At 66.4% G+C, this 14,111-nt stretch carries 11 protein-coding genes; 7 read left to right on the top strand and 4 right to left on the bottom strand.

Features of this window, described 5'->3' with window-relative positions; translation table 11 throughout:
• The first annotated feature begins 238 nt into the window (after nucleotides 1-238).
• Together QMG73_RS43150 and QMG73_RS43155 are read left to right on the top strand one after the other, a co-directional pair.
• Nucleotides 239-6,904 (top strand): RHS repeat-associated core domain-containing protein, encoded by a 6,666-nt coding sequence (locus QMG73_RS43150; RefSeq protein WP_281905526.1) that lies wholly within the window; start codon nucleotides 239-241, stop codon nucleotides 6,902-6,904.
• 12 nt (nucleotides 6,905-6,916) lie between these two features.
• Nucleotides 6,917-7,348, top strand: coding sequence for a hypothetical protein (locus QMG73_RS43155; protein WP_281905528.1), 432 nt, complete (start codon nucleotides 6,917-6,919; stop codon nucleotides 7,346-7,348).
• Here QMG73_RS43155 and QMG73_RS43160 read toward each other — a convergent pair.
• A complete protein-coding gene (locus QMG73_RS43160; RefSeq protein ID WP_281905530.1) occupies nucleotides 7,308-7,655 on the bottom strand; it encodes a hypothetical protein in 348 nt (115 codons plus the stop codon). The two genes, QMG73_RS43155 and QMG73_RS43160, sit on opposite strands and share 41 nt — an antisense overlap.
• 514 nt (nucleotides 7,656-8,169) lie before the next feature.
• The gene (locus tag QMG73_RS43165; RefSeq protein WP_281905532.1) at nucleotides 8,170-8,568 is read right to left on the bottom strand and encodes a winged helix-turn-helix transcriptional regulator; all 399 of its coding nucleotides are present in this window, start codon (nucleotides 8,566-8,568) and stop codon (nucleotides 8,170-8,172) included.
• 108 nt (nucleotides 8,569-8,676) lie between these two features.
• Between QMG73_RS43165 and QMG73_RS43170 the strand changes: the two genes are divergently transcribed.
• The 3 genes from QMG73_RS43170 to QMG73_RS43180 all read left to right on the top strand — a co-directional run bounded on the left by QMG73_RS43170 (nucleotide 8,677) and on the right by QMG73_RS43180 (nucleotide 10,747).
• A complete protein-coding gene (locus QMG73_RS43170) occupies nucleotides 8,677-9,594 on the top strand; it encodes an NADP-dependent oxidoreductase (RefSeq protein ID WP_281905535.1) in 918 nt (305 codons plus the stop codon).
• A gap of 117 nt (nucleotides 9,595-9,711) precedes the next feature.
• Nucleotides 9,712-10,089: a DUF4267 domain-containing protein gene (locus QMG73_RS43175; RefSeq protein ID WP_281905537.1), complete on the top strand. Its 378-nt coding sequence runs from the start codon at nucleotides 9,712-9,714 to the stop codon at nucleotides 10,087-10,089.
• A gap of 250 nt (nucleotides 10,090-10,339) precedes the next feature.
• Complete coding sequence (locus QMG73_RS43180; RefSeq protein WP_281905552.1) at nucleotides 10,340-10,747, top strand: TrmO family methyltransferase domain-containing protein; 408 nt, start codon at nucleotides 10,340-10,342, stop codon at nucleotides 10,745-10,747.
• A 326-nt stretch (nucleotides 10,748-11,073) separates the two neighbouring features.
• Here QMG73_RS43180 and QMG73_RS43185 read toward each other — a convergent pair whose 3' ends face one another.
• Nucleotides 11,074-11,640 carry a TetR/AcrR family transcriptional regulator gene (locus QMG73_RS43185; RefSeq protein ID WP_281905539.1) on the bottom strand — a complete coding sequence of 189 codons (567 nt, stop codon included), beginning with the start codon at nucleotides 11,638-11,640 and terminating at the stop codon, nucleotides 11,074-11,076.
• A gap of 84 nt (nucleotides 11,641-11,724) precedes the next feature.
• Between QMG73_RS43185 and QMG73_RS43190 the strand changes: the two genes are divergently transcribed.
• On the top strand, nucleotides 11,725-12,468 hold the full coding sequence (locus QMG73_RS43190; RefSeq protein WP_281905542.1) for an enoyl-CoA hydratase/isomerase family protein: 744 nt from the start codon (nucleotides 11,725-11,727) through the stop codon (nucleotides 12,466-12,468).
• 31 nt (nucleotides 12,469-12,499) lie between these two features.
• The gene (locus tag QMG73_RS43195; RefSeq protein WP_281905546.1) at nucleotides 12,500-13,381 is read left to right on the top strand and encodes an NmrA/HSCARG family protein; all 882 of its coding nucleotides are present in this window, start codon (nucleotides 12,500-12,502) and stop codon (nucleotides 13,379-13,381) included.
• 217 nt (nucleotides 13,382-13,598) lie between these two features.
• Here the strand turns inward: QMG73_RS43195 and QMG73_RS43200 are convergent, their stop codons facing one another.
• Nucleotides 13,599-14,036 (bottom strand): MFS transporter, encoded by a 438-nt coding sequence (locus QMG73_RS43200; RefSeq protein ID WP_281905548.1) that lies wholly within the window; start codon nucleotides 14,034-14,036, stop codon nucleotides 13,599-13,601.
• Between the last annotated feature and the right edge of the window lie 75 nt (nucleotides 14,037-14,111).

Here is a 14,111-nt window from a genome sequence, read left to right on the forward strand (position 1 = left end):
GTTTGTCTGGATCTTTAGGTCAGGCTGCTCTAATCGACTGATTGCGACCTGGGCTAATGAGGGTTCGGTTTGGGTGGTCGCGGCTACGTATAAGCACTTTCGACGCTGGGTGGCCTGTGGCTAGATCATATTGGCCTCCTCTGCAATCGGCCTTTTGAGTGATGTCGGTGGATGTGCTTGATCGCGTACGGTGCGGGCGCCTTGTACTGCGGTTGCGGTCGACGTCGGGGAGGTTGCCGTGCGCGCGAGGTTGGTGGCGTGTATCGCCGGAATTCTGGTGGCCTGCCTGACGGTGCAGTTGCTGCCGTATGTGCCGGAGTTGCGGGTTGGTGTCGCCCCTGCTGCTGCGGATCCGATCACGCCGACGCCTCCGTCGTCGCCGGTGAATCCGGTCCCGTACATGCGGGTGGTACAGACGTCTGGGCCGACTGTGGCACCGGAGCGCATCACGGTGGACACGGTGTGGGGCCCGCAAGGGTCTCCGTACATTGTTCGGGCGGCGAGCACGGGCCTCGGAATGATCGTTGATCCTGGCGTTTCGTTGACGCTGCTGCCTGGGACCGTGGTGAAGCTTGATGGGCAAGCGTTGATCCAGGTGAATGGCCAGATCCTGTCGTTAGGCACGCCTGATCGTCGGGTGACGATCACTTCGTATCGTGATGATTCGGTGATGGGTGACACGAACGGCGACGGATCCGCGACGACACCCGCCCGCGGGGACTGGATGTCGATATGGATCGCTGACCACATAGTCAAGAATGACGCGCCGGCCAGCGTTTTTGACTACACCACTCTCCGGTACGGCGGCTACGGATCAAATAACTGCGCCGGCTATTCGACCATTCAGGTTGTTGATCCGGAATCTCGCTTGGTGGTTTCCAACTCCTTAATTGAAGAGTCTCAGTCTGGTGGTGTCGGGCTGCCATCAGGGCTTACTGGCCACGGGTTCGCTGGGATCTACAACACGAGATTCGATGATTCCGGTTGTGGGGTGTGGGCATACAATTCCTCGAAGGCCGAGGTGGTTGGTAACACGTTCAGTGGCACCTTCGACACCTTCGCGTTCGACTCGGTCAATCCTGGACGTATCCGGTTCTGGTTCAACACCGTGAACGGCAGGATACGCGTGATGAACGGCGCCAGCCCGGCGGTTACTCGGGCGCAGGCTGATGTGCGTTACAACTCGCTGCTGGGGCGTATTTCCTCGGACGGCTACCAGTTGGCTGACTGGTCGAGCAACTGGTTCGGGCACGATGCCAACGCGGTACTGCCGACCTGTTTGGACCCTGCGATTGCCGATGCTCACGTGCCGGCGATCAACACGGTGTCCTCCAGTGCCTGTCCGGCTGGGCAGGTGAAGGTGCTGGGCTACTCCTCAGCGGTGACACCGGCGTTGTCGGCGTCACCTCAGGTGTTGCCGGCGGCGTTGCGGGAGGCCGCGGCACCGCGGTTCGGGCCGGTGGACACCTACAGCGGCGCGTTGACGTATGCCGCCCAGGATCTGGTGGTGGAGGACGCCGGCAAGCAGGTCACCGCTACGCGCACCTACCGCTCTGACCGGTTGAGTTCGGGTGATGCGGGGGAGGGCTGGTCCAGCGCGTTCACGGAGTCGTTGTCCCAGTCGGCTGGCATCGCGACCTTGAACATGTCGGACGGGTCCGCGCTGGCGTTCGCAACGGACGCGGCGTCCGGATATTCGCCGGCGCCCGGCGTGGCGCTCGACTACGTGGTGGACGCGGCCGGGTCGTCAGTGACTACACCGGAGCAGACCACCTACCGGTTCAACCCGGCCGGTGAGTTGACTGGCATGCTGCTGGGCGACGACGGCCACGAATTGACGGTGCAGCGGTCCGGAGGCCACGTCAACCGGGTCACTGGCGTTTCCGGCCGCTACCTGAACTTCTCCCGTAGCGGCGGGAAGCTGACCACGGTGGCGGATCAGGCCGGCCGCGACGTGAGCCTGGCCTATTCAGGTGATCGGCTTGCCAGCGTGCAGGGCGTCGACTCGCAGACCGAGTCCTATACCTATGACAGCGCTGGCCGTCTGACACGGGTGACCACACCGGCGGGTCGCGTCAAGCTGGCGGCGCACTATGGCTCGGACGGCCGTGTGGACTGGGTCGAGCAGCAGGGCACCGGTCGGGCCACGATCGACTACGACGACACCAACGCCCGACGGACGATCACGCTGGCCGACGGTGCCACGATCGTCCAGGAGTACGACTTCGCCGGCCGTCTGGTGGCCGAACAGGTGGGTGCGGCCGGAACTCATGTCGTCTATGACGGCGACGGCCGGGTCGTGTCCACGATCACCGGCGTGCCGGCGGTGCCGATGGAGGGCTATGGGCCGTCCGCCCCGGCGACCTTGTATGACGGCAAGGGCGACCCGGTGTTGACCGTCGACGCGACCGGCCGGTACACGGCGACGACCTTCAACAGCAAGCACCGGCCGCTGGTGTCCACATTGGCCGACGGGTCGACCGTTGTCCGGACCTACAACAGTGCCGGCCGTATCGCCACGCTCACGGATCCGCGTGGCAAGCAGTGGGAGTACGGCCACAACAGCCGCGGCCAGATCACCTCACAGACCGACCCGCTGGGCCGTGCCAGAACGATCGCCTATCAGGGGGATGGCGACGTCGAGTCGGTGACGGATGAAACCGGTGCTACGACGCTGTTCACCCACGACACCCATGGGCGGCGAACCGTCGCCACGGATCCGGCGGGGAACGCGACCCAGTTTGCGTTTACCTCGTGGAATGAGGTGCGTCAGACGACGCGGCCGCGTGGCGGTGCCACCACGGTGACATTCGACGACGACCGGCAACCGATTACCGTGACCGACCCGGCTAGCGGTGTGACCACCTACACCTACGACCCGGCGGGCCGGCTGTCGACCATCGAGGACGCCGAGAACGGCGTGACCAGCCTCGAGTATGACGTGGTTGGCCGCGCCAAGAAGGTCACCGACGCCCGCGGTTCCATCTACGGTCGCACCTACACCACCGAGGGCTGGACCTCCACGAGCACCGATCCGGCCGGCGCTGTCACGACCACGGTCAACGACCCGCAAGGCCGACCGGTACGCATCACCAACCCTCTGGGGCATGTGACGCAAACCCAGTACGACCGGGCCGGCCGCACCACGACGGTGTGGACCCCGGACGGTGCTAAGTGGAGCTATGGCTACGACAACCTCGGCCGACGGAACCTGACCACTACACCCCGTGGCAAGCAGTGGAAGGCCCAGTACGACTCGACCGGCAATCTGGTCAAGACCACCGACCCGCTGAACCACACCACGCTGGCCGGCTACGACAACGCCGGCAGGGTCACCTCCACCACCGACCAAGCCGGCGTGGTCACCACCATCGCCTACAACGACATTCAGCGCTCCATCACCCGTACCGACCCGCTCGGCGTGCTGGAAGTGATCCGCCGCGACGCCGCCGGCCGGGTCACCTCACACACCGACGGCGCCGGCATGCTCACCAGTTGGGCCTACGACGCCGACGGCAACGCCACCTCGACCACCGACCCGGCCGGCACGGCCACCGCCGAATACGACCTGGCCGGCCGCGTCACCGCCGAACAGGACGCCACCGCCCGTCGCACCACCGGCAGCTACGACCTGCTGGGCCGGCTCACCAGCCGCACCCACCCCGGCAACTATGTCGAGCAGTTCGGCTACGACAGCGTCGGCAACCTCACCAGCTACACCGACCCCACCGACGCGGAAACGACCTACGCCTACGACCCGGCCAACCGGGTCACCACCAGCACCGACCCGCTCGGTGAGCAAACCACCTACACCTACGACCTGCTCGGCCGGCAAACCTCTATCACCGACCCGACCGGGGTCGTCGCCAACACCGCCTACGATCCGGTCGGCCGGCCCGCCGTGCGGTGGGACGCCACCGGCGCCTCCTGGGTATCGACCTACGACCTGGACGGCAACCTGATCGGCGATCTGGACCCCACCGGCGTGCGCCGCACCTACCGGATCAACGACCGAGGCGAGACCACCGGCTGGCAATGGGGCACCACCTGCGGCTGCTCCTTCGGATACACCTACGACGCGGTCGGTCGCCTCAGCCAGGAAACCCGGCTGCTGACACCGTTTATCAGCTACGAGTACAACATCCGCGGCGATATCACCGCCGTCAAGAACGGTGTCAACGACCGCACCGCCATCACCCGCGACGGCGCCGGCCGCGCCACCAGCTCCACCACACCACTCGGGCACACCAGCACCTGGACCTACGACACCGCAGGCCGGCTCGAAACCGCCACCGACCCACTGTCCAACACCAGCACCTACACCTGGGATCCCGCCGGCCGGCCCACCGGCATCACCCTTCCCCGCGGCGGCGACTACACCTACACCTACGACCCCGCCGGCCGGCTCGACACCGAACAAGACCCCCTCGAGCACACCACCAGCTACGACTACGACCCCGCCGGCCGGCTCACCACCACCACATACCCGACCGGCCGGACCGTCACCGCCGACTACGACGACGCCGGCCGCCGCACCACCCTCACCGCCGGCGGCATCACTCGCACCTACGGCTACGACGACGCCGGCCGCCTCGCCTCCGCCAGCGTGTCCGGGCAAACCCCCGCCGTCGCCGCCCTCACCTACAGCTACGACAACCGCGGCCTGATGGCGACCAGCACCGACGCCCTCGGCACCAGCACATACGGCTACGACGTGGCCGGCCGGCTCGCCTCCCGCGCCCCACCCGTCGGACCGACAACCAGCTACACCTACAACGACAAAGGCCTGCTCGCCACCACCGCCGGCCCCACCAACCGGCGCTTCGGCTACGACTCCTACGGCCAGCTCACCATCCTCAACTCCAACGCACCCAGCACCGGCCTAACCCAATACGGCTACGACAACGCCGGCCGCCTAGAAACCATCACCGGCAGCCCGTACGCAGCCGCAGTCACCTACACCGACGACTCTCAGATCGCCAGCATCGAAACCGACAAGCTCACCAGCTACACCTACGACAACGCCGGCCGACTCACCAACACCACCGTCACCCAAACCAGCACCACACTCTCGAACACCAGCTACGGCTGGGACGGTGACGGCAACCGCACCACCGTCACCCCCGCCGGCGGCCCGGCCATCACCTCCACCTACGACCTCGCCGACCGGCTCACCGGCACCTCCACCGGACAGACCTACACCCACAACGACGACGGCCTGCAAACCGTCGCCGGTACCACCAGCCACACCTACAACGGCTTCGGTGAACCCGTCACCGCAACCACCCCCGCCGGAACCGTCGGCTACAACCGTGACCCGCTAGGACGCACCGCCGGCCGCACCACCACCGCAGGCACCGAAACCCTCGGCTACGACGGCCCCACCGGCGCCCTCACCACCTGGCAACCACCCAGCGGCGCAGCCACCAGCCTCATCCGCACACCTGACGGCGACCTCCTGGCCGAAAAGACCGGCACCGCCACCACCCTGCAAGCCTCCCTCAACGTCCACGGTGACCTGACCGCCCTCAAAGACGACACCGGCAGCACCGTGCGCTGGAGAGGCGAATACAACCCGTTCGGCGAAACCACCTCCACCACCGGCACCCCCGCCGCACCCGTCGGCTTCCAAGCCATGTACACCGACCCCGCCACCGGCCTGGTCGACATGGGCACCCGCCAGTACAACCCCACCACCGGCGCCTTCACCACCCCCGACAGCATCATCGGCGCCCTCACCAAACCAATCACGCTCAACCGCTACCTCTACGCCCACGGCGACCCCATCAACCTGTTCGACCCCGACGGACGCTGGCCCGGCTGGCTCGACGACGCCATCGACGCCGTCGTCGACTTCATCAGCGACGCCATCGACGCCATCGGCAACCTCATCGACGACGCCGTCGAAGCGGTCAACGACGCCGCCGACGCCATCAGCGGAGCCTGGAACGACGCCACCGAAGGCTGGAAGACCACCAAAACCAAAGCGAAACGCAAATGGTCCTCCACCTTGGCCAACGCCCGGAACCTCGCCGCCGAAATCTCCTCCAACACCTCCAAGTTCTGGGAAGAACACGGCGACCGCGTCAAATCCACCCTCGCCGGCATCGCCATCGGGACCGTCATCATCGGAGGCTGCGTCGCCCTCGGCATCCTCACCGCCGGCATCGCCGGTGCCATCTGCGTCGGCGCCGCCCTCGGCGCCGTCTACGGCGGCGCCTTCTGCGACATCGAAAAACACGGCACCGCCGGCTGCCTCGCCATCGGCACCACCGTCGGCGCCGTCTCAGGCGCCGTCGCCGGCGTCGCCGCCACAGCCGGAGCCGGCGCGTTCACCGTCGGCGCCACCTCCGCCTTCGCCGGCGACGCCACCGACCAACTCCTCACCACCGGCACCATCAACCCACAACGCCTCGCCACCGCCACCATCACCGGCGGCGCACTCGGCTGGGCCGGCGGCAAACTCCTCACACCATCTGCCACACGAGCCGCTACGGCTGGCCACGTCGACGAACTGGCCCTGCCGGCCGGCCCAAGTCCAAGTACAGGGCCGGTGACGCTGCTCGGGAAGTACGATGATATCCGGGGGTATATCAAGAGGAACCCAGATAAGTCATTTAGCGCAGACTTCTTGGATATTAAAGGAACAATGGCTGGGGGGGAGAAAGGGGTAGGTGGTTGGAACTGGACACGCAACAAGAGGTTCATTGACAAGGCGCTTGAGAGCGGTGGCGAGATCCGTTTGGTCACGACGCCATACTCCACAGCCAGGAAGAGCCCATTCTTCCTAGCGGGGAAGACGTATAAGCGGGAGCTAAAATATCTGGAGGGTAAAGGATATGGTTGGGAACAGTTTGATGACTACTGGCGCGTCATTAGGATCCGACCGCCGATCATCCGATGAGACGGAGTTGCCTTGGGCAAGAAGGCATTTGGTGCGGTCGTAGCGGCCTTCTTCGACGAAGTTGCTGCCACTTTCGAACCATTGGCGCGGGATCTGGACCTCGTTGGCCCCGAGATCGACACCGTGGTCTTGTCGGCCGCCTCATACCATGGTCGTGGCATTCAATACGAAGTGATGCTCAACTCGCGCAGTATGACCGTCACGACGAAGGCGACGATAGGGATTGAGTCGAAAGACCTGGTCGCTGACCTCGGAGACCTGGTGCAGGCCGCTGGCATTGCTGCACGCAACCATGTCCCCCATAATGCACACACGCTCGCCAGCCTCAGACATGTGCTGGAGGCGCACGCAACATACATACGACAGATACACCCGCGGTTGACATCGCAGACCGCAATAGAATTCATGCATGCTGCCAACGCCAGAGAATGGAACCGTGGATGAGATGGTGAGCCACCGGGTGCGTTTTGCGCTGAGTGACTTTCTCGATCTTGGTTAGGCTGCCAGGTCGTATTGACCCTGGTTCATCATCCCAGCCGGCATACGAGTCGGCCAGCATCTTGGCCCAGGCTGCGATTCCGTCTCCACCGATCGTGCGCACCCCGGTGGCGGCGTTCAAACCGAGATCCTGCAACTCGACTCGGAAGTCAAGGAACTCGTCCGCGAAGGGTCGCTGAGGGGCAAGCAAACGGACACGGCCCTGTCCGCCCTCGGCCACGATCTCGATGCCATCGTCAAATGCTCTATACACGGACGTAAGATGCCATCTTCCTGCCTCGGGCCGCGACTAGGATTCGGGTCACTCGGAACCTCTGGTGGCGCACTGTCATGCCGCCGATAATATGCGCCAGGCATGTGTGCTTCGACTGTCGCCCGCCGGCCCGCCGGCGAAGGAGCTGGCTTGGCGTTCCGCCGGACACAGATCTGCGAGTGGGCGGTTCTTGGTTCACCGGGGTTGCCCCCGTGACATGCGACAATATGTCCGATTCGTCCGGTATGATCCCGAGGGGAAACGCGACGAACCAAGAACCGATCGACGGCCGCGTCTGCACACATTAGGCGTGCCCAACGCCCGCACGTACGGCGCTGACTCCGATCGGCTTCGGCCGCGGACACATGTGTCGTTCGAATCGGCCGTTGCCGAGTCGCTTGGCCGAATGCTGGGCGTGGGCTGAACGTTGCCGTGAGGCAACCGCATGCCGATCGATTACCGCCAGGTCATGGCCGACTGGTGACCGGGTCGGGAGGTCAGCGCCTACTGGACTTCATGATCGCGCGTCGAACTGGGCGCGGGCCTGAAAGACGCGGTCGATGTGTGTCTCTGCCCAGCTCTTGATCGCGACCATTACCGGGAACAGATCCTGGCCGAGCGGGGTGAGTGCGTAGTCGACGCGGGCCGGCACCGACGCGGTCACGGTACGGGTGAGCAGACCATCACGTTCCAGGGTGCGCAGGGTCTGGGTGAGCATCTTCTGGCTCACGCCGGCGATGCGGCGGGCGAGCTCGCTGTGCCGCTGCGGACCGTCGGCGAGCGCCGCGATCACCAGTGCCGCCCATTTGTCGGTGAGCGTGCTCAGCAGTTCCCGGGTCGGGCAGCCCGCCAAAAACGCGTCATAGTCGCGTTTGGCCTTCTCTCGTCGTTGTCCAGCGGTCGCCGTCGCCATGCGCCATCCCTCGTCGGTGCCCTAGGCACTTCCAGGTACCTACTTTCTCGCAGCACCCAAGGATACCTACCGTGATGGCGATCATGACGTTCAGCGGAAGGCACGGAGATGCGGGCAGTCAGCTATACACAGTTCGGCGGGCCGGAGGTTTTGCACGTGCTGGCGGACCTGCCGGTGCCGCAGCCGGGGCCGGGTCAGGTGCGAGTACGGGTCGCCGCGTCCGTCGTCCACCCGGTTGATCTGATGATTCGCGCCGGCCGATTCCCGGCGCCGCTGCCGGCAGGGCTGCCGTATGTACCCGGTTGGGATGTGGCCGGCACGGTCGACGCGGTGGGTCCGTCCGTCGGAGATCTCACTGTGAATGACGACGTCATCGGCTTCTCACCCTGGCTGCGCACCACCGTCGGCGCCCACGCCGAGTATGTAATCCTCGACGCCGCATGGCTGACCGCCGCGCCCGTCGGCGTTCCCGCCATCGAGGCCGCGACCCTGCCGACCAACGGCCTTGCCGCCGCCCAAGCCCTTGACCTGCTCGCGCTTTCGGCAGGCTCGTCCCTGCTCGTCACCGGGGCCGCAGGGCAGGTCGGCGGGTTCACCCTGGCACTGGCCCGAGCCGCCGGCCTGCACGCCACCGGAATAGCGGGGGCGGGCGACCGCGAGTTCGTCGAGTCGCAGGGCGCGGCGTTCGTGCCACGCTCGGAGAATCCGATCCCGGTAGCGGCGGCCAGCTTCGACGCGGTTGTCGATCTCGCGGTGATCGGCCCGGCACTGATGGAACTGGTCAGGGACGGCGGCGGTTACGTGGCCGCCTCACCCCCGCTGCGCCCGGAGCCGGCAAGGGGAATCCGAACGTTCGCACTGAACGTGCTGCCCGACAGCACCCGGTTAGGCGAACTGGTCAAACTCGTCGAAGGCGGCGACATCCCGCTACGGGTCGACGGTGTTTACTCCTTCACCGACGCGGCAGCGGCCCACAACCGGCTGGCCAAAGGCGGAGTGCGGGGAGGCGTAGTGATCGTTCCCTGATCTACCGCACACCGCACCGGATCGCCGCCCCCACCACGCACGCTCTGCGCCGCAGACAGGGCACGGTGCCAGTAGCTACAAGCTTTCCGTCGTTAGCTTCGTTTCAGAGGGACAACCATGCTCATCAACATCGGCAACGTGCTCACCGGACTGATCGGCGTAGCCGTCGTCCTCATGGGCGCGAACGCCTTCCGGGCGCCGCAGGCCGCAGCCGGCTTCGGTATCCCCGACACCCCAACCGGGGACCGCACCTTCCAGGCATGGCTGACCGTCAAGGCCGTACGCGACATCGCCATGGGACTTTCCACCCTCATCCTGCTGGCCGGAGCGACACCCCACCTCCTCGGCTCGTTCATGCTGGCCGCCGCCGTCATACCCGTCGGCGATGCACTGATCGTGCTGCGCAGCAACGGACCCAAGGCGACCGCTTACGGCGTACACGGCGCCACCGCCGTGGCGATGCTGGTGATCAGCGTGCTGTTGTTCGTCGGCTAATCGATTGCCACACAGCGGTACTGCCGATCCCCGGATATGGGGCCTTTCCGGCTCGGCGCCGCGTGGTCAAAGACAGCGCTGATGGCCGACACTCGTAAAAACACGGAAGGAAACATGCTCAGCTTCGAAATCACCCCGATAGGTACCGTCCGGAACGCGAGGACGGACGTCCAACACACCGACAACTGGGGGTGCCGTCCGCAGCACAATCACCATCGACGAACGCTTCGGCGATGCGTGCCTCCAGGGCCTGGACGGCTTCTCCCATGTGGAGATCCTCTTCATCTTCGACCGGTTCCCGGACCACGGCGACTATCGCCAGCCCCGCCCCAACCGCGGCCGTCCCGACTTCCCGCCCGTTGGCGTATTCGCCGGTCGCGGCCCTCGCAGACCGAACCGCATCGGGGTGACGTGCTGCGCCATCGAATCCGTCCACGGCCGCGAGCTGACGGTGGTGGGCCTCGTAGCGGTCTCCGGCACCCCGGTTATCGACGTGAAGCCAGTGATGTCAAGAGTGGTTTTGACCCAGCGTTTCGGGGCGTGTTTGCTCCCGCATCTCGAAGAGGGGAAACCTGACGAACTAAGAACCGATGTCGGGGTTCCCGCCACAGTCGGCATGCGGGTCGGGCGGGCGTGTAGCTGGTCCAGGACCACGTGATCGCCAGCCTGGCGGACGGCCATCGCCCCAGGGGTTGAACGGACCCGGCGATCAACGCAACATGATTGATCACGCCGCCGGATGCCCGCCTGGCGCTCAGGCCACCTGCTCATTTGCTGACTTCAGTGCACCTGATCATTCGGAGTACGGTCCGTCACGCATATTCGTGGACCGGGCTTCGGCGCATGCCGGTCTGCTGCTTCGGCAGGCATTCGCCGGACCGCGTTCAGGTATCACAGCATGAATTAGCACTCGATGTGTTGTGCAGCTGGTTGCCGATTTGAGGGCTTGGCGTCGAGATCAATCGGGTCGCCAGGGGGTGGCTTTCACGGCTTCGCTGCGCTCATGTTGTGTGGGCGCGATGCCAGGCCGTCAAAGATCAGGTCGAGCAGGGCGGTAGCCCGTCGGGCCGGATCCGGCTCGGTCTCGGTGACCAGCGCGATGGCGTTCACGAGCTTGAACATCTGCTCGACCGATACGCCGGTGCGGACCGCGCCTGCCTCCTGAGCCCGCGTCATCAGCCCTTGCGCCGCCGCGAACACCGCCACCCGGCACGACGAGTCCTCCTCGTCCAGGGCCGCCAGCAGTGACGCGGCCAGCCCGCGCTCCGTGCTTCCCTGGGCGATCACCATTTCCAGCCACTTCTGGAGCGCGGCGCCTGGCGATGGTGCGGATATCAGCTCCTCGGCACGCCGGCACAGGCCGTCGATGTGGTCGCGGAAGACCGCCTCCAGCAGTGCTTGCCGGGTGGGGAAGTGCCGGTAGAGCGTGGCGTTGCCGACACCGGCGCGTTTGGCGATGTCGTCCAGCGGCGCATCGGCCCCCAGTTCGGCAAAGGCCGTTCGCGCGGCGGCCATCAGCCGGTCGTAGTTGCGCTGGGCGTCCGCCCGCATCGTCGCCTCCGTGTTGCCTAAACAGGGACTCTCCCCATATAGTACAACTCATAACTGGGGACATTCCCTGTTTAGGAGGGTTCCATGAATTCCCCGCCGCCGGAGTTCGTCCGGCACGCCGAACACTTCGCGGTGCAGCGCCGTAACGGGGTGCTGTTGCTGCGCATGCACACCGGCGGCGGCCCGGCCGTCATGTCGCTCGGGCTGCATCGCGCCCTCGGCGAGGTGCTGCAAGAGGTCGGCGCCGACCCCGACAACGAGGTGCTGATTCTCACCGGAACCGGCGACGCATGGATCGGCGGACTCGACCCCGCCCTGCGTGACCGGCCGCCGACGCTGCCCGGTGAGGCCCGCTACGACCTCTACCGCGATGGCATCGCGCTGCTGCGCAACCTCGTCTTCTCCGTGGACGTGCCGACCATCGGCGCGCTCAATGGACCCGGCTACCACCAGGAGCTCGCACTGGCCTGCGACCTGACACTGTGCACCCCCGGCACGGTCTTCGGCGACAGCCACTTCCGCAACGGCGCCGTGCCCGGCGACGGGCAGCACCTCGTCTACCAGGAGCTGCTCGGCCTCAAGAGGGCCGCGCGGCTGCTCTACACCGGCGCCACCATCGCGGCCACCGAGGCGCTGGCACTCGGGATGGTCAACGAAGTCGTGCCGGACCAGCGATTGCTGCCACGCGCCTGGGAACTGGCCGCCGAGATCATGGCCGCGCCACGCGCCACCCGCCGGCTCACCCACGCCGTCATCCAGCGTCCCTGGCAACGCCGCCTGGTTGACGACCTGGCCTTCGGCCGCGCTCACCACCTGCTCGCCATCTGACGCGTACCGATACCCACCACTCGGAGGAAACATGATCACTGTTCTCGTGACCGGCGCCACCGGCGCCCAAGGCGGCGCCACAGCCCGCGGACTGCTGGCCGCCGGCCACCGGGTCCGCGCCCTCGTCCGCGACCCCGGCACCCCCGCCGCCTGGGCGCTCGCCGCCGCCGGCGCCGAGTTGGTCCGCGGCGATCTGGACGACCGCACCTCGCTCGACGCCGCTATCCGCGGCGCCGACGGGGTCTTCAGCGTCCAGCCCACCCTCGGCTACCCCGGCACACCACCCGGCTTCACCATCGACGACGAGCTCCGCTACGGCCGCAACGTGGCCGACGCCGCCGCCACGGCCCAGGTCCAGACCTTCGTCTACGCCTCCGTCGCCTCGGCCGACGCGCCGCACGGCATCACCCGCTGGCAGAGCAAGGCCACCCTCGAGCGGTACGCCCGCGACCTCGGCCTGCCCGCGACCGTGCTGCGGCCGGTCCGCTTCATGGAAAACCAGATCCACCCACGCCTCGGCGTACGCGACGGCGTCCTGACCGACGTCATCCGGCCGGACGTGCCGGTCCAACTCGTCGCGGCCACCGACATCGGCGCGTTCGCCACCCTGGCCTTCACCCGCCCGGCCGAATACACCGGCCGGACAATCGAGCTCGCCGGCGACGAACTCACCATGCCGCAGATCGTCCGGGCCATGCAGCAGGCGCTGCGGCAGCCCATCACCTACCGGCCGATCCCGCGAGAGGCGCTGGCCGGACGCGACGGCGACGCCGTAGCCGGCTACGACTTCGCCAACGGTGACGGCTGGCACGCCGACGTCGACGCGCTGCGCAAGGAGCACCCCGGCCTGATGGACTTCGCCACCTGGCTCCACCGTGAAGGCACCGCCGCCTATACGGCATTCCGCACCTGACCCCGTACACCCACCACACGAAACGTGGTCCATACGGACGGCGGAGGTAGCCACAATGGCGTAGGACGCTTCAGCCCTCGACGCAATCACCTGCCGCCGATAATCTGCGGCGTCCACGAGATCGAGGAACGAGACTCGGATGCTCGCTTACCCGAGAGTGGCCGTGTGGGGAGATCAGCCGTTCCTGCCCAGTCGGCGCCGGCCGGGATGTGCTGCTCTACCGGTTTCTTCGAGGCAGGAGCATGGCGAGTGGGAGGAGAAGGACCGCGAATCCGACCGTCCACCAGAAGGTATTTGCGAACGCGTGAGTGAGGATCCCGGGGGACGCGCCACCGGAGGTCTGGTCATCGATCTGCTGTTGGAGGATCACAGCGACCAGCGCGGTGCCGAAGGACGCGCCGACACGCTGGATCACGTTGGTGGCGCTGGTCGCACGAGGGATCGCGGAGTGTGGTAGCTGGTGATACGCCGCTGCCATCGTCGGGATCCCCACCGCACCCAGGCCGATGCCGCGCAGTACCAGAGACGTGGTCAGGAGAACGTCGTCTGGGTCGGACGGTAGCTGTGTGTAGGCGAGTGTGCCGGCGGTGGTGATCAGTGCGCCGACGGCTACCAGCGGTCTGGTGCCGATCCGATCGGCTAGTGCGGTGACCATGAACGTTCACCGGGTCTGGTCGTCAGGCCGCCTTGGTGCGGGGTCGGCCCCAGCGTTGTTGGCGTTCGCTGCGGA

The sequence above is a fragment of the Phytohabitans aurantiacus genome (assembly GCF_027923225.1).
Lineage (GTDB): Bacteria > Actinomycetota > Actinomycetes > Mycobacteriales > Micromonosporaceae > Phytohabitans > Phytohabitans aurantiacus.